The organism is Streptomyces buecherae (assembly GCF_014295035.1).
In the GTDB taxonomy this organism is placed as follows: Bacteria; Actinomycetota; Actinomycetes; order Streptomycetales; family Streptomycetaceae; genus Streptomyces; species Streptomyces youssoufiensis.
Genome location: NZ_CP060404.1, coordinates 676,412 through 693,945, shown reverse-complemented (window position 1 = coordinate 693,945; position 17,534 = coordinate 676,412). Strand labels below are relative to the sequence as shown.

Sequence of the window (17,534 nt, the reverse complement as noted above, 5' to 3'; positions counted from 1 at the left end):
CGGGCGGGCGCCGTACGGGTGGTGCGCCGGGGCCCGCGCCCCGGCGCACCACCCGTACGCGGCGGGACGTGGCAGCGTCACCGCGCCGGGGACACACGACGCGCCCCGGGACGCCTGTGGTCCGGCGGGCCTCCCGGGGCGGCGGCGAGACAGCGCCCCGGGCATGCGTGGGCCCCGCCCGGCCGGGGAGGCCGCGCGGGGCGTGACGGCCGGGCGCGGGGGCGGTCGTCGCCGCCTCCGCGCCCGGCCCGCGCGTCACAGCTTCCGCAGGATCTTCTCGATCTCGTCCACCGCGCCGTTGGCCCAGCGGTAGGAACCCACGGTGTAGTGCTTGATCGGGAAGGCGTGCCCGGCCTTGACCGCGCGCACGCCCTTCCAGACCTTGTTGTCCAGCAACTGCTGGGTGAGGGCGGGGGCCTTGCCGTCGAAGAGCTGCGGGTAGAGCAGCACGTCGCAGTCGTCCAGGATCTCCAACTCCTCGTACGACTTCTGGACGAATCCGGCCTCGTCCTTGGCGATCTTCGCGCCGATCCGCAGGCCCAGGTCGCGCATGACGGTCAGCAGCGGCGAGCCGAGGAAGAACGCCCCGTTCTGGCCGCCGCTGAGCGGCGCCCAGGTGGTCTTGGAGATCTGCGCGGCGTAGGCGTCCTTGACCTCCTTCAGCCGCCGACGGTATTCCGACTTGGCGTCGGTGAGCGCGTCGCGCCGGTTGACCGCGTCGGCGACCTTGTCGAGCTGCTCGTACCAGAGGGCCCCGCTGTCGGACCAGTTGAAGTACGCGACCGGGGCGATGGTCTTCAGCGGCGCGGTCTTGTCCTTGTAGAACTGGTCGACGATCAGGTCGGGCCTGAGCGCGCCGATCGCCTGCGCGTTGGGCGTGCCGGCCACGCCGATCGTCTTGACCCGGCGCAGCTTCTGGTAGACGTCCGCGGGCAGCGCGGCGGGGTTCGCGATGCCGTCGGGGATGCCCACCGGCACGATGCCGAGGTCGAGGAGCATCAGGGTGTCCCAGTTCTCGCAGGCGATGACGCGCTGGGGGTGGGCCGGGGCCTCGATGGTGCCGTTGTCGGTCCTGACGCTGCGCGTGCCCTGCTTCCCGCCGCCCTCGCCCCCCTTGTCGTCCTTCTTGTCATCGTCGTCGGATCCGCTCACCCCGCAGGCGGTCAGTCCAACGGCGGCGGCTGCTGCGGCCAGTCCGCCGAGGAACGCCCGGCGCTTCACAGGCGTGAACGGGATGGCGGATCGGGTCATCTCGGTTCTCCTCGCACGTCGAATGCGGCGCGACGATGCCGCGCACGAAAGGTTAGGCTTGCCTAACTTACTCCTTGACCGCAAGATCTAAGGAGTTGGCCACCGTTGCGGAGTGAGGAGCCCATCAGGATGAGCGGGGCGTCGACCCAAGAGCACCAGTACGCGAGCCGTCGGCCAGGCAGGCTGAACGTCACGAGGGTGCGCCGGGTGCGCCGGATCACCCCGCGTATGACCAGGATCACCTTCGGAGGTGACGACCTGTCAGGCTTCCTGAGCAACGGGACCGACCAGCACGTCGCGCTCTACTTCTACGAGCCACACGTCGAACTGCCCCGCCCCTTCACCGCCGAGGCGGCCCGCGCCCTGCTGCCCGTCGCCCGCCCCCGGCTGCGCCGCTACACCATCCGCCACCACCGCCCCGAACAGGCCGAGGTGGACATGGACTTCGTCCTGCACGGCGCCGACCAGCTCGCGTCGGGCTGGGCCGAGACCGTGCGGCCCGGCGACGAGAGCATCTGGTTCGGGCCCAGCCCCGCCTACCCGCTCGACGCCGAAGCCCCCTGGCACCTCTTCCTCGGTGACGAGACGGCCATCCCCGCCATCGCCGTCACGCTGGCCGCGCTGCCCGCCGGCGCCAGGGCCCGGGTGCTCATCGAGGTCGCCGACGCGCAGGAGGAGCAACCGCTGCCCACCGCGGCGGACGCCGAGATCACCTGGCTGCACCGCGACGGCCGCCCCGCGGGGGAGCTGTTGCACGACGCCGCACTCGCGACGCCCCTGCCGCGTGGGGCCGGCCGGGTGTGGGGCGCGGCCGAACGCGGCGTCGTCCGGTCCCTGCGTGACCACTACGTCCGCACCCACGGCATGGACCGGGCGCACACCCACCTCACCGCGTACTGGACGCGGGGCGAGACCCAGGACAGCGAGGTCTGAGCCCGCCCCATGCGCAGCCACCACCCCCGAGCCGGCACCCCGGCCCCCGGGCCCGCCCGCGCCCAGCAGCCGCGACGCCCCCACCCAGCACGGCCAACGGAGGTCAACCCGACCATGCCCACACTCCCCACCGGGAGCGGCACATGACGCCCCCGACCGCCGCCGTGCCGGAGTCCCCGGCTTCCGCCGCCCCCGCGGCCTCCGTCGAACGGTCGGGCCCCGGCGGCCTGCTGCTGTGGTGCCTGCGCGACAACGCGGGGCGCATCGCCGTCGCGGTCATCGGCGGGCTGCTCTACCAACTCGCCCTGATCGGCCTGCCCTGGTGCGTCGAACGGGCGGTGGACCAGGGCATCACGGTGGACGACCCGCCCGCGACGCTCCGCTGGGCCGGTGTCATCGCCGCGGTCAGCGTGGCCGCCGCGCTCGGCGAGATCGTCCTCGGCTGGCAGTCCACCGTCAGCGCGACGCTCACCGGAAACCGGCTCTACCTGCGCCTCGCCGACCGGATCGGCGTACTCGACGAGGCCGCCCTGGACCGGTACGGCGAGGGCGACCTGAGCATGCGCGGCACCCGCGACGTGGACCTGATGCGCACCTGGCTGATGGGGTTCGCCTCCTTCGTCACCGGCGTCGTCGGCTTCACCGTCATGATCATCGCCATCCTCGGGCTCGACCCGCTGCTCGCCGTCGTCGGGCTCGCCTGCGTACCGCCGCTGGTGGTCATCAACACGGTGCTGTTCCCCAAGTGGTTCGGAGCGGCCAACGCCGACCTGTCCGCCGCGCACGGCGCCCGGGCCGACGCCGTCGAGGAACTGCTGTCCGCAAGCGCCGCCGTACGCGGCCTCGGCGGCGAGCGGGCGCTGGTCGAACGGCACGACGAGCGCAGCTCCCACGTCACCCGGCACACCCTCGTCACGGCCCGTATCTCCGCGAGTTGGGCCGCCGCCTCGCCCTTCGTGCCCGGCCTGGCCATCGGCGTCGGCCTCGCCGTCGGCGGCCTGGCGGTGCTGCGCGACGACATGTCCATCGGCGGCATCGTGGCCTTCACGAGCTGGATGAGCATGCTGGTGCTCTGGGTCGGCGTGCTCACCCTGCGCCTGAGCCAGCTCAGCCAGGCCCGCACCGCCGCCCGCCGCCTGGTGGAGGTCTTCGCGACCGAACCCGCCCTGGCCGGGCCGGCCGACCCCACCCCGCTGCCCGCCACCGGAGACCTGGTCGCCGACGGCGTCACCGTCCGCCGCGAGGGCCGTACGATCCTGGCCCCCACCAGCCTGACCGCACGCCCCGGCGAACTCGTCGCCCTCACCGGGCCGATGGCCTCCGGCAAGACCACGCTGCTGCGCGTCCTCGCCCACCTGAGCGCCCCGAGCGAGGGCACCGTACGGTACGGGGCCGTCCCCCTGGACCAGGCCGCCCCCGACGAACTGCGGGCCCGCGTCGCGTACGTGCCGCAGCGGCCGGTCACCGTCAGCGGCACCCTCGCCGACAACCTGCGCCTCGGCGGCGAGTTCAGCGACGATGAGCTGCGCGAGGCGTGCCGCCTCGCCGCGCTCGACGACTACCTCGCCGAGCGTCCCGACGGCCTGGAGACCCCGCTGGGGGAGGGCGGCAACACCCTCTCCGGCGGCCAGTCCCAGCGGCTCGCGCTGGCCAGGGCGCTGCTGCGCAAGCCGTCCGTGCTGCTGCTCGACGACGTGACCTCAGCGGTCGACACCGAAACCGAGAAGGCCATCGTGGAACGACTCACCAGCCGTGGCGACGGGCTCACCGTCGTGTTCGCCACCCACCGCCCGGCGGTGCTCGCCGCCGCCGACCGCGTCATCACCCTGGAGCACGCCGCCGCCCCGGCCGCGGCCGAGGAGGAGCGGGTGAGCGCGGGTGGCTGAGCAGCCAGGGCTCTCCGAGACCCCCGACCAGACCGCCGTCCTGCGCCGCGCCTGGCCGTACCTGCGCTCCGAGCGCCGCGGCATCGTGCTGGCCCTGGTCAGCAGCGCCGCGGCCACCGCCTGCACGGTCGCCGTGCCGGCCGTCATCGGCGCCGGCGTCGACCAGCTCATCGAGGACGACCGCGACGGCCTGCTCACCGCCGCCGGCGTGCTGGTGGGCCTCGTCGTGGTACGCCTCGTACTGTTCCGGCAGTCCGAGATCTGGCTCACCTCGGTCGGCGAACGCGTCGTGCGCGGCCTGCGCGAACTGGCCGTACGACGCCTGGCCCAGGCCCCGCTGCGCTTCCTCGAGGCACACCGCTCCGGCGATCTGCTGCGGCGCACCACCACGGAGATCGCCGACCTCGCCAACTTCGTCCGCAGCCAGTTGCCCGAGGTCCTCACCGTCCTCGGCTACCTGCTGTTCACCACCGTCCTGCTGCTCAGCTACTCGCCGCTGCTCACCCTCGCGCTGCTCGTGGTGTTCGTGCCCGGCATCGTGTGGGTGCTGCGCCGCTTCAAGCGCGCGGCCGGCCCGGCGTTCGCGGCCGAGGCCGCCGCCGCCGGCACCGTCGCCGCCACCTACCGGGAGCTGGTGACGGCCCGCGAGATGCTGCAGACCAACAACGGCGTGGGCGGCTGGCGGCAGCGGTTCCTCACCGACAGCGAGCACCGCTACCAGGCCGCGCGGCGCACCCAGAAGTCGCTGTTCATCATCAGCCTCTCGCGCGTCGTGCAGGGCCTGACCACGGTGGTCCTGCTGCTGCTCGGCGGCTGGCTGGCCGCCGACGGCCAGATCAGCGTCGGCACCGTCGTCGTGTTCATCCTGGCCACCCGGCAGCTCTTCGACTCCGCCACCCAGGCGTCCAACCTCGTCGGCCAGTTGCAACTCACCAAGGTCGGCCTGGCCCGGCTGCTCGACCTGCTGACGATGACCGCCCCGCACGCCACCGAGCCCGCCCCCGACGCCGCGCCGTCCGACGCCGCACACCCCCGCGATCCTTCGGACGCGCCCCCGAAGCAGGCCCCCGCGCATGAGTCGGCTCCGCCGGACCGGCCGCGACGGACCGTACGCGGCACGGCCCCGACTCCCTCCACGACGCCCGAGCGGGGCGACCTCGAGGTGCGCGACGTGCGCTACTCCTACGTCGCCGACGCCGAGGTCCTGCACGGCCTGAGCCTGTCCGTCCCGGCCGGCGACCGGGTGGCCCTGGTCGGCCCGACCGGGGCGGGCAAGACGACCCTGGCCAAGCTGGTCACCGGCCTGTACACCCCCGACGCGGGCAGCGTCAGCTACGCCGGCGTCGACCTGCGCGCGCTGCCGCCCGGCGAACTGCGCCGGCGGATCGTCCTCGTGCCGCAGCGGGTGCACCTGGTCAGCGGAACCCTCCGGGACAACCTGGCCCTGGTCCCGCGCCGGCCCACCGACGACGAGGTCCGACAGGCCGTGGCCCGCCTCGACCTGGAGGACTGGGTGGCCGGCCTGCCGGACGGCCTGGCGACCCGGCTCGGCGGCGGCGAGGGCCGACTGTCGGCCGGCGAGGTCCAGTTGATCGGCCTGGTACGCGCCGCCCTGGTCGACCCCGCCGTGCTGGTCCTGGACGAGGCCACGGCCGACATCGACCCACGCACGGCCCACAAGCTGGAGACGGCCATCGACGTGCTCCGCACCGACCGCACCCTGATCGTCATCGCCCACCGCGAGACCACCATCGAGCGGCTGCCCCGGGTCATCCGCCTCGAACACGGCGGCCTCGACCCGCTGCCGGCGCCCCGGATCGCGCGTTCGTAGGCGTGACGGAGGACAACGCGGGGGCAGGGGAAGGCGGTCACCGACGGGGCGTCCCCCTCGGTGACCGCGGCCCCGGGCCGGCGCCCGGGACTCCCGTGGCTAGACGGGCCGCACGCGGGCGCGCAGCAGGCAGAACACGTTGCCCTCCGGGTCCGCCAGCACGTGCCAGCTCTCGTCGCCCGTCTGGCCGACGTCGGCGGGCCTGGCGCCGAGCGCGAGCAGCCGCTGCAACTCGGCGTCCTGGTCGCGGTCGGTGGGGTTGACGTCGATGTGCAGCCGTGGCTTCGCGGCCGGCGGGGCGTCGCCGGGGCTGAGGATGAGGGTGGGCTGCGGGCCGCCGAAACCGACGTCGGGCGGACCGATCTCGATGCCCCCGTCGTCCTCCCGGCCGATTTCCACGTAGCCGAGCACCTCGCACCAGAAGGCGGCGAGTCGCTCGGGGTCGGTGCATTCGAGGATCAGCTCACTGATGCGGCATGCCATGCCGGGCAGTGTACGGAGCCCTCGCCGCGCCGCGCGATCATGTTTCACGGCGCGGCGGCACGCCTCCCACCAGGCAGTCGGCGGCGAGGCATCGGCAGCGAGACCCGGGGCGTCGAGGCGGGGACGCCGTGGGACGTGCGGGGGAGGGGCCCGTGGTGCGCCGGTCCCCGAGCCCCCGGGGCCGACGCCGGGTCACACCTTGCGGTAGCTGTACGCCTCCTCGGCCGCTGCCGCCACGGCGTCGAGGTCGGCGCCGGTGGCCGCGGTGACCACCGCCGCCACCGCCCCCTCCACCAGCGGCGCGTCCACCAGTCGGGTGCCGGCCGGCAGTTCGTCGTCCTCGGCCAGCAGCGCCTTCACCGTCAGGACGGCGCTGCCCAGGTCCACCAGGAGGGCCACTCCCGCGCCACCGTCCACCGCCCGCGCAGCCTCGACGACGAGGTCCGCGCTCGTACCGAGACCGCCGTCCCGGGTGCCGCCGGCCGGTGCGACCGGCGCCGTCGTCAGCCCGGCCAGCCCGCGCGCCAGCTCGGCGACCGCCTCCGCGACCGGCCCGCTGTGCGAGACCACGACCACCCCGACCCGCCCCTCCTGTGCCACCCGCTGCACCGCGCTCACCGCGCCACCTCCGCCAGCGTCGCGAACAACAGGGCCGACGAGCTGGCCCCCGGGTCCAGGTGCCCGACGCTGCGCTCGCCGAGGTAGCTGGCCCGGCCCTTGCGGGCCCGCAGCGCCTCCGTGGCCCGCGCGCCCTCCTCCGCCGCGGCCCGCGCCGCGCCGAACGGGTCGCCCGCCGCGTCGGGCGCGCCGAGCGCGTCCGCGCCGGGCACCAGCGCGTCCAGCATCGTCTTGTCGCCCGGCGCCGAGCCGCCGAGCTGCGCCACCGCGGCGACGCCGGCGCGCAGCGCCGCACCCAGCTCGGCGACGCTGACCCGCCGCGCGTCGCCGAGCTCCTTGCCCGTACGCCGCAACAGGGTCCCGTACAGCGGCCCAGAGGCGCCGCCCACCGTCGAGATCAACTGCCGCCCGGCCAGCGCCAGCACCGCTCCCGGGGTGCCCGGTGGGTCCGCGTCCAGGGCGGTGGCCACGGCGGTGAAGCCGCGCCGCAGGTTGCTGCCGTGATCGGCGTCGCCGATCGCCGCGTCGAGTTCGGTGAGGTGGTCCGCCTCGCGGTCCACCGCGGCGGCGACCGCCGCCAGCCACCGCAGGAAGAACGCGGCGTCCAACCCCTCGTCGGGGCCGCCGCCCGACCCCGCGTCGGGGTGGGCGCGCGCGGGAGAGGGGTCGCTGTTGGAGGCGGATGCAGTGCCGGACACGGGTGGGTCCCTTCGCTCGTACGACCGGCCGGGCCGGTCGTTCTCCGTCGCTCTACGCCAGCGTACGCAGCGCCCGCGCGTCAACCGCCCGCCGCCGCGCGCCCCGCGCGCGGGGCGCGCGCGGGGTTACAGCCCCCACCGCAGCGCGGGCGTGCGCACCGGCGCGTCCCACAGGCGCAGCAACTCCTCGTCGGCCTGGCACAGCGTCACCGCGCAGCCCGCCATGTCCAGCGAGGTGACGTAGTTGCCGACGAGGCTGCGCAGGACCGGCACGCCACGCTCGGCCAGCACTCGGTGCACCTCGGCGGCGAACCCGTACAGCTCAAGCAGCGGCGTCGCCCCCGCGCCGCCCACCAGCAGGAGCACCGGGTTGGTGGGCCGCAGGTCCTCAAGGACGGCGTCCACGGAGAAGTCCGCGATCTCGCGCGAGGTCATCATGGGCCGCCGCTCCCGGCCGGGCTCGCCGTGGATGCCCACCCCGAGCTCCAGCTCGCCGTCGGGCAGCGCGAACGTCGGCCCGCCCTTGGCCGGCGTCGAGCAGGCGCTGAGCGCGACCCCGAAGCTCCGGGACGACGCGTTGACCTGCCGGGCGATGGCCTCCACCCGCTCCAACGGCGCGCCCTCCTCGGCGGCGGCGCCCGCGATCTTCTCCACGAACAGCGTGGCCCCGGTGCCACGACGGCCCGCCGTGTGCGTGCTGTCCGTCACGGCGACATCGTCGTCCACCAGCACCTTGGCCACCCGTACGCCCTCGTCCTCGGCGAGTTCCATGGCCATGTCGAAGTTGAGCACGTCGCCGGTGTAGTTCTTGACCACGAACAGCACTCCCTGGCCGCTGTCCACGGCCGCCGCCGCCTTGACCATCTGGTGCGGCACGGGCGAGGTGAACACCTCTCCGGGACACGCCGCGTCGAGCATCCCGGTGCCCACGAACCCCCCGTGCAGCGGCTCGTGCCCGGACCCACCGCCCGACACCAGGGCCACCTTTCCGGCCACCGGCGCGTCGCGGCGTACGATCACCCGCCCCTCCACGTCCACGGTCAGCTCCGGATGCGTGGCGGCCATCCCGCGCAACGCGTCGGCGACCACGGTGTCGGGCACATTGATGAGCATCCTCAACTGTCTCTCCTCGGCAGGTCAAAGACGGAGTCGTGAGCTGTGTCTGTGCAGGGCAGAGCGGGTGCCAGCCACTCTTAATCTTGGTGTTCCATGGCGGTGGAAGCGACTCCCGGCGATCCTGATGCCGACCTCTCCGACAAGGCGTCAGGCGTTGGTGCTCGGGCCCGGGTTTCCAAGAGCGAACACTCGAACCAATATCAGGCGCGGGCGTCCCTTGGCCAGGATGGCGTCACCACTCCAGGCGGCCTCCCATGCCGCGCTTCGGCCCGCCGTTGCCGTGCGGCGCGGACCTGCCTGGATGAGCAGGTTCGTCATGAGCACGTTCAGAGACCGCCCCCCCCACACCTCGCTCGCCATCGGATGCCGCTCCCATGTCGAGATCCCGGCAGGGCTGTGTCAGCCGGTGCCCGGGCGGCCGTGCCAGTCCAGGCATACGACCAGGGCGTCGTCCGCCGCCGGCCCGGAGCCGCGGTGTCCCAGCAGCTCCTGCAGCATCGTCCTGGGTACCTGGGAAGCGGGCAGGAGACGGGTACTGGTGATCGCTCTGGCCAACGCCCGCTGGCCGTACTTCTCACCTGCCGGTGAGAGGGCGTCGTAGACGCCGTCACTGATGAACAACAGCCGGTCCCCGGACTCGACCTTGAAGCGCTGCGTGGTGTACGTCGTGTCCTCGAACATCCCCAGGGGTATCTGGGCGTCGAATCCGATGGCCTCGACCACGTCCCGGCGAAGCCGCCAGATCCGGGGCGAGCCAGCGTCGATGATCTCCACGTCTCCGGTCGGAAGGCAGAAGCGGAGCATGAGCGTGGACAGGAACTGCTGGCCGTGGTGCTGGCCGTAGACGGCCTGGTCGGCCAGGTACGCCTGGTCGGCGAGGTTCAGCCCGGCGCGGCGGGCGTTGCGCAGGGCGTTGGTCGCGAGGTTCGTGAGCAGGGCCGCGTCGATGCCCTCGCCCATGCCGTTGCTCACGGTCACCAGGAGGTCGTCGGCGGACGACGACCAGTCGAAGCTGTCACCGAAGATCGCGTAAGCGGGTTCCAGCTGCGCGCCGAGGCTGTACTCGGGCCGCGAGCAAGAGCGCCCGGGCAGGAGCTGCCACTGCATCTCGGCAGCGAGGGTGAGCCGTTCCGCGCGGCGGGCCTGCAGGAAGAGATCGGTGTCCCGCTCCGCGACGGCGATCTCGTGCGCCAGCGCGGCCGCGCACTGCGCGAGGTCCGTCAGGGTCCCGGGGTCGACATCGCTCTCACCGCCGGGCAACCGCACGCTGAGCACGCCGAGCCGGTCACCACGGACGCTGACCGGCAGGTAGACCGTTACGGTGGACGACGCGACGCCGGGCACGCAGTGCGCTTCCTGGGCGATGAAGGCGTGACCTGGGGCGGTGTCATGGACCGGCAGCGAATGGTGGGTGTGCGGGAGAACGCCTACGGGCTGCAGTTGTGTCATGGCATAGTCGGCCATCAAGAGGTCGACCGCCACGGCGCCGTGTCGCTGCTCGATCACCGAGCGGACCACGTCGAAAACCTCATGGGGCGCAGCCTCGCGCAACAGGCGCTCAACCGCGCTGGGTCTGTCCACGGGTACCGGACCTTGCCTTCCTTGACATATCTTCATTCATGCGGCTTCTTACACCGACCAGCCGGATCGAGCACAAAACGCTCACACGGGAGTGTCACATGCGCGAGGACCCCATGGCTCTCCAGCAACGGGCCACTGCCGCCGTGCCTGAGGTCAGCCGTGTCCTTGAGCTCCTGGAGATCGCCTGGGAACGGGGCCGGGACGCCCTGAGCACCGCCCCTGTCTCCACGGCACAGATTCGTGTGATGTACATCATCGAACGCGAGCCCGGCATCAATCTCAGTGCCCTCCGTCGTCATCTGGCGGTGGCCGCTCCCACGGCCACGCGCCTGTGCGACCGCCTCCAGGCCGCCGGGTTCCTCCGCCGGACTCCCCGCCCCGGGGACCGCCGCGAGATGCAGCTGACGCTCACCGACGCCGGCATCGCGCACCTGCGCGAGATCCGGCGACGCCGTGAGCAAGCCCTCCGCCAGGCGATGAACCGGATGACCCCCGCCACACGCGACGCCTTGGCCACCGGCCTCGCCGCCCTCTGCGAAGCCGTCGCCGAGCCCCTCCCGTACGCGCGGGAACAGCTGGTCGAAGAGAGCGGCTGAGCGCAGCCCCGGGAGGCCGATCCGGGCCGTGCCCACCACCCGAGTCCGGAGGCCGGGCGGCCCTCGCGGCCGGTTCGGCGCGGTGATCGCCACGCACCCGGATGGTGAGTCGTCGGGGGACATGGGGACGACCGTCTGAAGGCGGCGGTTCGGGGCACCTGGTCAGTTCCCGGGTCGGCCCATGCGCACGACGAGGGCGAGCGTGTCGTCCGAGTGCAGTACGACCGTGCGCATGTCTCCCGCGATGGCTCCGGGAAGGGACGCTGTCGGGTCCCGTGACCGCTTCCGGGCCGAGTCGATGAGGCGCGCTTCGCCCTCGATGGGATCGCGGCGACTCTCGGTGAGGCCGTCGGTGTACAGCAACAGCAGATCGCCCGGTTCCATCCGGGTCTGGAGCACCTTGTCGCTGCCGGCCAACGGGTAACCGATGCCGCGTCCTCGTACGTTGAGGAAGTCGGCCCGGCCGTCCGAGCGGACGAGGAGCGCTGGAGGGTGGCTGCCGTTGGCCAGGCGGAGTTCGCCCGTCGCCGGGTTGAGCCGGGCCAGGAGCACGGTGGCCAGGAGATCGCTGTCCAGAGGCATGAGTATCTCGTCGGCCCGCTTGACGATCTTGGTCAGCGGGTGCCCGTCCAGCGCCAGGGTCCGCACGGCGTGGGTCACGTTCAGGGCGCTCCGCGTGCTGGTGATTCCGTGTCCGAGGGCGTCGACGACCGTGATGTGGACGGTTCCGTCGGGCAGGTGGAACCAGTCGTAGAGGTCGCCACCGGTGGGGTCGTGCGTGTTGGCGGGTTCGTAGTGGACGGCGAGTTCCAGGCCGTCCACTGCCAGGGGAGGGGGCCGAAGGGCGTTCTCCATCTCCTGCAGCATCCGCCCGTGCGCCTGGCGCAGTTGCTCGTCACGTTCTTCGAGCTGGATGTACAGGGCGAGTACGCCACTGTTGGTCTCGGCCAGTTCGTGCTTGAGGACGCGGTGTTCGGCGGCGAAGGCGTCCACGCGCGCGAGTGAGGCCCGTAGTTCCTGTTCCAGCTCTTCGTTCTCCGATTCCCGCACCACGCGCGGTGTGCGTGCGCCGGTGGGCGGCTCGGCTCCTTCCGGGACAGGCACGTGCCAGGTGGCCGTGGTGTCGCAGACCGCCTGCGCGGCAAGGGGGAGCCCGGCCAACGGCAGCGGGCTCCGCGACGCCGGCGACACCAGGCTGACGGAGAGAAGCGTCGGCTGCCCCTTGGAACCTGGCTGACAGGCCGAGCCGAGCCTGACCGTGCGTCCGGCTCGCAGTTCGTGGCCGGCGACGCCGCTGATCGAGAGAACGAGCCGGGCGCGCACTTCGAGGGGGAGGCCGTACGCGTCGGCCACCTGGCGCAGGGCGCGGCGCAAGGGGCGCAACGTCCGGAAGGTGTCAGACAAAACGGCCACCGGGTGCCCTGGCGGCGAGGAAGGTCGCGTCGTCCCGCGTCGAACGGTGAGTGTGAGCCACTGCTGCCGCGAGCAGCGCGGGCGGCAGCCGGAGCAGGAAGCGCGAGGGTGTGTGGGCCCATCGCGGGTGGATCCCGTCGGAGTGCAGCACAGCGATGACTCCCGGGCCCGTGGGCAGGGTGTGTGTACGCGGGGTCGGCATGTTCCACCCGACGACACCGGGCAGGCCGGTCATCCCGTGGCGGGCGGCCTCGGGAGTCACGACCAGGGCGCGGATGTTGCCGACGCCGCAGTACTCGGTCCGGTCGTGGTGCAGCCGCATGACGCCGACTGCGGCACCGCGGGTGTGGCGTAGCGCCCGGTGGACGGCGAAGAGCATGTCGTGGAGCGCGCGGTCGGGTGCGCGGTGAAACACGCGCAGGGCGGCCTGTGCCGCCTCCGATGCCTCAGGGCCGTGTCCGAGGCCGTCCACGACGAAGGCCGTACGACAATCCTCGGTGTCAGCCGAGGCGCACGCGTCGCCGCAGGGCTGTTCGCCGTCGATGGGAAGGCAGATGGAACCGATCTCCTGATGAGCCCTCGGCCGGTGGTCGGCCTCGGTGAGCCGGGCACAGGCAAGGGTCGCGGTGCCTGGCTCGGTGCGGATGGTGAAGTCCGTGGCGATGCGACGGACGGCGCCCAGGCCGGCGCCGAGGGTCGCGGTGGTGCTGTATCCGTCGGTGAGGGCGCGGGGAAGGTCGTCGATGCCGGGCCCGCGATCGGCGGCGAGAATCTCCATTCCGCCTCCGAGGAGGAGCGGCTGCACATAGACCGAGCCGCCGGTGGCGTGCTTGGCGAGGTTCCCGGCGAGTTCCGACGCCAGCACGGCGGCCTGGTCGGGGAGGGAACCGCTCAGACCGCTCGACTCGGCGACCGCGCGGGCGGCTTCCGCGGCGAGCTGGACGGCGCTGTGGTGGTCGACACGGACCTGGACGGTCGGCCTGGCGGGTGCCGGTGTCACGGTGTCGTCCATCGGGTGGCCGTGACGGTGGTGCCCCGGCCCGGCGCCGAGTCGATACCGAAATCGTCCATCAGCCGTCGTGCCCCGCCCAGCCCATGGCCCAGTCCGGCCCCCGTGGTGTACCCGTCGGTGAGGGCCTGCTGGACGTCGTGGATGCCTGGCCCGTCATCGCTGATGACGAGCCGTAGGCCCCGCGCGCCCGGACGTTCGAGCAAGGTGAGGGTGAGGGTGCCGCCCCCGCCGTGGATGTAGGCGTTGCGTACGAGTTCGCTGGCGGCGGTGACGATGCGGGTCTGGTCGACGATGCCGAATCCGAGGGCCAGGGTGGCCGCGCGAACGGCGTGACGGGCCGCGAGCAGGTCCTCCTCCGTACGCACCGGGTACGAGTGCGGCTCACCCGGCCGTGGGTCGGGGCGGGGGGCGGTGTCGAAGGAAGCGGATGGGTCAGTGGAGCGCAGCACTGGGTGCCCCCTCGGGGAGCTGGCGGTTTTGTTGCCATCCGAGCAAAGCCATGCCCCGTTCGGCGTTGAGCGCGGTCTCGACCCCCTCCAGGTGCAGACCCAGTTCCACCAAGGTGATCGCCACCGGAGGAAGCATGCCCGCCACGATCACCCGGGCCCCGAGGAGCCTGGCCATGGTGGTGAGCTCCATGAGAGTGCGGGCGACGAAGGAGTCGATGATCTCCAGTCGGGAGATGTCGATGAGGACACCGCTCGCGTCCTCCGCCGTGATGCGCTGGGTGAGCTCGTCGGTGAAGGCCAGGGCGGCCTTGTCGTCGAGTTCGTCGAGGAGCCCGGTGACCAGTACGTTGCCCAGCCGCAGTATGGGCACCCCCGCCACGGGCCGGGCGTTCATCGCACTGCCGATGCTTCGGCCCTCAGCTGATCACCTTCGGTGATCTTGATGGCGACGGACAGGGCGTCGGCGAGGGTCGACCGGGTGAGGATGGAGGAGAGGTCGATGCCGAGCTGGGCGATGGTCACCGCGATGGGGGGCCGGATCCCGCTGATGACGCAGTCGGCGCCCATCAGCCGTACCGCGTTGACCGTCTGCATCAGGTGCTGCGCTACGGCCGTGTCCACCGTGGGAACAGCGGTGATGTCGATGATCGCGACGAGCGCCTCGTGATCCTGGATTCCCTGCAGCAGGTTCTCCATGACCACCTGGGTGCGTGCGGTGTCGAGGGTCCCGATCAGCGGTACGGCGAGCACGTGACGCCACAGCCGGACCACGGGAGTCGACAGCTCCAGCAACTGCCGGCTCTGCCGCCCGATGATCTCCTCCCGGCCCTCGACGTAGGTGTTGAACGAGAGTGCGCCAGCGGCGTCCAGCAGCCTGTTGATCAGCAGCGCGACGGCAAGCGCGTCGTCAGCGGCCCGCACGGACTCCTGTACGGACTCCAGCAGGGCCTCCTTGAGGGTGAGGACCGCGAGGAACGTGTCGGTGGGTGAGGCCCCACCCCGCGCGCGGCGCAGCGAGAGCTCGGTGATCACGCGGTGCAACTCGGGATGCGCCGTCACCACGCGCTCCACCGGCAGACCGCCGGCCAGACTCGCCGAGAGGGCGGCGACCACGGAGTCCGCCTCCTCGTGCAACTCCGCTTCGCTGATCCCGGATCCGGCCTCGCTACGCTGTAGTTGCAGCTGCACCCACCGATCGGCGATCTTGTCGGCACGCTCGTCGAGTGCGTTGATCACGCGCTCTCGCGTGGCGGTCTCACTACTACTCACCAGATGCTCCTCGCTTGCGACGCCCAGCACACCGTCACGAGTCGGAGTCGAGTGGTGCGGAAGAGCGGGTGCCTCCTGCGCCGAACAATAGTTGCCGGCGGCTAAATATTAGCGACCTACGCAGTACGCGCAAGCGCCCCTCACGCGATGCGCCCGTGGCGCTACGGGACTTATCGGTCAAGAGCTCGCGGCCACGTGCCATGGATGGACGGCTGGGAGGCCGAGCGACTGGCTCACTCGAAATCAGGATCAGGACCAGGACCGGGGCCAGGACCAGGAGCGGGGCCGGAGCCGGGGAGCCTGGGGATCGGTCCCGTGTCGAGGGGAGTGCCATGTGCGACCGCCTTGCGGGACCAGCCCATGCCGGGAACCCGCGCTGTCACGCCGGCGCGGGGTCTCTGCATGTCGACCTGTACGCCGACCACGAGGAAGCCGTCGAAGCCGAGATCGAAGAGGCACGAGGGGATGGCTGGCCCTGCAAGGGCATTGGGCCCCAAGCGGGTCTGCCCCGCTCGGCCACGGGCAACGGTCATCGACCGCAGTAGATGTGGCGCAACAGCGTGTTGATCCGCTTACCGTCGGCCTCGGTCACCTTGTGGTTCCCGGTGCTGAACCGCCGTGCGGCGACCTCGTCCGGCTTGTCGACGTTCCGCTGGAGGTCGACACACTGCGCATCGGCCTTGGCCAGGTCCTCGGGCGCGCCGAGCGCCGGATCGATGAAGCGCAGGCCGCTTTGAAGGGCGCCGACGCGCGCCGCGCCAAACGCCTCCTCGACGAAGTCGCTCGCGCTCGTAGCCGGCTCCGACGGGAGACTTTCACCGGTAGGGCGGGGCGGGGGCGAACTGGTCGGACTCTGGGTCGGCGTCGTGCTCGGGCCCGGTGAACGCGCTGCTGTGCTCGCCGACGTTCGGGCCGCGCTCGGTTGCTCCGGGGCGGACTTGTCCGTCCCGTCGCTCCCGCACCCCGTCAGCAGCAGTGCCACACCCGGCGCGAGGAGTACGCCGAAGATACCCGGGCGGCCTGTGAAGAGCTTCTGACGCATGGGCTCCGCTCCATGATGAGAGTCCCGGCTGTCCTCGGTGAACCCAGGATCGCGTGCCCCGCCCGGGACCCGTCCCGCTCGCGGTACGCGACCGCGACCGGGACCCAATGCCTGCTACGCAACCGAGCCAACGGCCCATGGACACATGCTGGGCGGTGGCACGAAGCTCTGGGCGAGGTCCTGGCCGTGAGGCCGCGGGCCGGACCCGGAGGGCCAGGGGGCTGATCGCGGTCAGGTCGTACGGGCCGGCGCGGGGTCGGCCGGAGCGCCGGTGCGCGGGGCGGCACGGGTGGCGGCGTCCGCCCCGGATGCGGTGGCCCCGGACGCCGTGGCACCGGTCGTGGCGGCCCTGCCCGGTGGCGGCGCGGGTGGGGTGGTGGGCGGGCGCAGGCCGCGGGCCTCGGTGAACGCGCGTCGGTAGGCGATGGGGGAGACGCCGACGATGCGGTGGAAGTGCCGGCGCAGGGTCGTCGGGGTGCCGATGCCCACGCGCTCCGCGATCCGGTCGACGCTGTCGTCCGTGACCTCCAGCAGTTCCTGGGCGCGGCGGACGCGCTGGGTGAGCAGCCACTGCAGCGGGCTGGTGCCGGTGACGGCGGCGAACCGGCGGGTGAAGTGGCGCGGGCTCATACCGGCCCTGCGGGCCAGCACCGCGACCGTGACCGGCTCGTCCAGGTGCTCCAGCGTCCGCTCCAGCAGCCCGGCCAGGTCGTGCCGGTTCGTACTGGGCGCGCCGTCGTCCGGGCCGGGGAGCGGGGTCGCGACGAACTGTGCCTGGCCGCCGGCCCGGTGCGGGGCCACCACCAGTCGTCGCGCGAGCCGGTTGGCCGTGGCGGCCCCGTGGTCGGTACGCACCATGTGCAGGCACAGGTCGATCCCCGCGGCCTGCCCCGCCGCCGTCAGCACGTCACCGTCGTCGATGTAGAGCACATCGGGATCCACCTCGACGTCCGGGTAGGACTCGGCGAGCCTCGGCGCGTACATCCAGTGGGTGGTGGCGCGGCGACCGGTGAGGAGTCCGGCGGCGGCCAGTACGAACGCGCCCGTGCAGATGGAGGCGATGCGCGCGCCCCGTTCGTGAGCCGCGCGGACGGCCTCCACCAGGTCGGCGGGCGGCTGGTCCATGGCGTCGTCGCAGGCCGGCACGATCACCGTGTCGGCCTTCACCAGGTCGTCCAGCCGATGTGAGGTCTCGGCGCGCAGCCAGCCGCCGATCATGGCCCCCGGCGGGGCGCAGACGGTCAGCTCGTAGCCCGCGCCGACCGCTTCCGGATTGCCGGGGCCGAAGATCGTGCAGGGAATGGACAGCTCGAACAGGGGCATCCCGTCGACTACGGCCAGAGCCACGGAGGTCAT

General features: G+C 72.5%; 17 protein-coding genes. 4 read left to right on the top strand and 13 right to left on the bottom strand.

Translation table 11 applies throughout. The features are described from left to right. Positions 1–255 precede the first annotated feature (255 nt). Positions 256–1,251 (bottom strand): ABC transporter substrate-binding protein, encoded by a 996-nt coding sequence (locus H7H31_RS02465; protein WP_187060835.1) that lies wholly within the window; start codon positions 1,249–1,251, stop codon positions 256–258. A gap of 129 nt (positions 1,252–1,380) precedes the next feature. Between H7H31_RS02465 and H7H31_RS02460 the strand changes: the two genes are divergently transcribed. From H7H31_RS02460 to H7H31_RS02450, 3 genes are all read left to right on the top strand, one after another. After that, positions 1,381–2,184: a siderophore-interacting protein gene (locus tag H7H31_RS02460; protein ID WP_187060834.1), complete on the top strand. Its 804-nt coding sequence runs from the start codon at positions 1,381–1,383 to the stop codon at positions 2,182–2,184. A gap of 143 nt (positions 2,185–2,327) precedes the next feature. Beyond that, positions 2,328–4,070, top strand: coding sequence for an ABC transporter ATP-binding protein (locus tag H7H31_RS02455; protein ID WP_187062981.1), 1,743 nt, complete (start codon positions 2,328–2,330; stop codon positions 4,068–4,070). Continuing rightward, positions 4,063–5,901, top strand: a complete 1,839-nt coding sequence (locus tag H7H31_RS02450) for an ABC transporter ATP-binding protein (RefSeq protein ID WP_187062980.1) — start codon at positions 4,063–4,065, stop codon at positions 5,899–5,901. Before H7H31_RS02455 ends, H7H31_RS02450 begins: the two co-directional genes overlap by 8 nt. A gap of 99 nt (positions 5,902–6,000) precedes the next feature. Here the strand turns inward: H7H31_RS02450 and H7H31_RS02445 are convergent, their stop codons facing one another. From H7H31_RS02445 to H7H31_RS02425, 5 genes are all read right to left on the bottom strand, one after another. Beyond that, entirely contained in the window at positions 6,001–6,384 is a 384-nt protein-coding gene (locus H7H31_RS02445; protein WP_187062979.1) for a VOC family protein, read from the bottom strand. A gap of 192 nt (positions 6,385–6,576) precedes the next feature. After that, the gene (gene dhaM, locus H7H31_RS02440; RefSeq protein WP_308118167.1) at positions 6,577–7,002 is read right to left on the bottom strand and encodes a dihydroxyacetone kinase phosphoryl donor subunit DhaM; all 426 of its coding nucleotides are present in this window, start codon (positions 7,000–7,002) and stop codon (positions 6,577–6,579) included. Then, positions 6,999–7,610 (bottom strand): dihydroxyacetone kinase subunit DhaL, encoded by a 612-nt coding sequence (gene dhaL, locus H7H31_RS02435; protein ID WP_187062985.1) that lies wholly within the window; start codon positions 7,608–7,610, stop codon positions 6,999–7,001. Before dhaL ends, dhaM begins: the two co-directional genes overlap by 4 nt. 216 nt (positions 7,611–7,826) lie before the next feature. Then, positions 7,827–8,819 (bottom strand): dihydroxyacetone kinase subunit DhaK, encoded by a 993-nt coding sequence (gene dhaK, locus H7H31_RS02430; protein ID WP_187062978.1) that lies wholly within the window; start codon positions 8,817–8,819, stop codon positions 7,827–7,829. Between the two features lie 396 nt (positions 8,820–9,215). Next, the gene (locus H7H31_RS02425; protein WP_187062977.1) at positions 9,216–10,397 is read right to left on the bottom strand and encodes a PP2C family protein-serine/threonine phosphatase; all 1,182 of its coding nucleotides are present in this window, start codon (positions 10,395–10,397) and stop codon (positions 9,216–9,218) included. A gap of 98 nt (positions 10,398–10,495) precedes the next feature. Here H7H31_RS02425 and H7H31_RS02420 point away from each other — a divergent pair, with 98 nt between their 5' ends. Then, positions 10,496–10,993 carry a MarR family transcriptional regulator gene (locus tag H7H31_RS02420; RefSeq protein ID WP_232109646.1) on the top strand — a complete coding sequence of 166 codons (498 nt, stop codon included), beginning with the start codon at positions 10,496–10,498 and terminating at the stop codon, positions 10,991–10,993. A 162-nt stretch (positions 10,994–11,155) separates the two neighbouring features. Here the strand turns inward: H7H31_RS02420 and H7H31_RS02415 are convergent, their stop codons facing one another. The 7 genes from H7H31_RS02415 to H7H31_RS02385 all read right to left on the bottom strand — a co-directional run bounded on the left by H7H31_RS02415 (position 11,156) and on the right by H7H31_RS02385 (position 17,534). Then, positions 11,156–12,406, bottom strand: a complete 1,251-nt coding sequence (locus H7H31_RS02415) for a PP2C family protein-serine/threonine phosphatase (protein WP_187062976.1) — start codon at positions 12,404–12,406, stop codon at positions 11,156–11,158. After that, entirely contained in the window at positions 12,390–13,418 is a 1,029-nt protein-coding gene (locus tag H7H31_RS02410; protein WP_187062975.1) for an ATP-binding protein, read from the bottom strand. Before H7H31_RS02410 ends, H7H31_RS02415 begins: the two co-directional genes overlap by 17 nt. Further along, on the bottom strand, positions 13,403–13,867 hold the full coding sequence (locus H7H31_RS02405; RefSeq protein ID WP_197995943.1) for an ATP-binding protein: 465 nt from the start codon (positions 13,865–13,867) through the stop codon (positions 13,403–13,405). The genes H7H31_RS02410 and H7H31_RS02405 overlap by 16 nt, the downstream gene beginning before the upstream one ends. Continuing rightward, positions 13,851–14,261, bottom strand: coding sequence for an STAS domain-containing protein (locus tag H7H31_RS02400; protein WP_187062974.1), 411 nt, complete (start codon positions 14,259–14,261; stop codon positions 13,851–13,853). The genes H7H31_RS02405 and H7H31_RS02400 overlap by 17 nt, the downstream gene beginning before the upstream one ends. Next, entirely contained in the window at positions 14,258–15,136 is an 879-nt protein-coding gene (locus tag H7H31_RS02395) for an STAS domain-containing protein (protein WP_187062973.1), read from the bottom strand. Before H7H31_RS02395 ends, H7H31_RS02400 begins: the two co-directional genes overlap by 4 nt. Positions 15,137–15,665: 529 nt before the next feature. Further along, positions 15,666–16,178, bottom strand: a complete 513-nt coding sequence (locus H7H31_RS02390) for a hypothetical protein (protein ID WP_187062972.1) — start codon at positions 16,176–16,178, stop codon at positions 15,666–15,668. Positions 16,179–16,409: 231 nt separating this feature from the next. Further along, positions 16,410–17,534, bottom strand: a complete 1,125-nt coding sequence (locus H7H31_RS02385) for a GlxA family transcriptional regulator (RefSeq protein ID WP_187062971.1) — start codon at positions 17,532–17,534, stop codon at positions 16,410–16,412.

Excerpts from the sequence above, each read along its gene's own strand:
- H7H31_RS02465 (WP_187060835.1), bottom strand. The coding sequence starts at position 1,251 with ATGACCCGATCCGCCATCCCGTTCACGCCTGTGAAGCGCCGGGCGTTC.
- H7H31_RS02460 (WP_187060834.1), top strand. The coding sequence starts at position 1,381 with ATGAGCGGGGCGTCGACCCAAGAGCACCAGTACGCGAGCCGTCGGCCA.
- H7H31_RS02455 (WP_187062981.1), top strand. The coding sequence starts at position 2,328 with ATGACGCCCCCGACCGCCGCCGTGCCGGAGTCCCCGGCTTCCGCCGCC.
- H7H31_RS02445 (WP_187062979.1), bottom strand. The coding sequence starts at position 6,384 with ATGGCATGCCGCATCAGTGAGCTGATCCTCGAATGCACCGACCCCGAG.
- H7H31_RS02420 (WP_232109646.1), top strand. The coding sequence starts at position 10,496 with ATGCGCGAGGACCCCATGGCTCTCCAGCAACGGGCCACTGCCGCCGTG.
- H7H31_RS02410 (WP_187062975.1), bottom strand. The coding sequence starts at position 13,418 with ATGGACGACACCGTGACACCGGCACCCGCCAGGCCGACCGTCCAGGTC.
- H7H31_RS02400 (WP_187062974.1), bottom strand. The coding sequence starts at position 14,261 with ATGAACGCCCGGCCCGTGGCGGGGGTGCCCATACTGCGGCTGGGCAAC.
- H7H31_RS02390 (WP_187062972.1), bottom strand. The coding sequence starts at position 16,178 with ATGCGTCAGAAGCTCTTCACAGGCCGCCCGGGTATCTTCGGCGTACTC.
- H7H31_RS02385 (WP_187062971.1), bottom strand. The coding sequence starts at position 17,534 with ATGACCTCCGTGGCTCTGGCCGTAGTCGACGGGATGCCCCTGTTCGAG.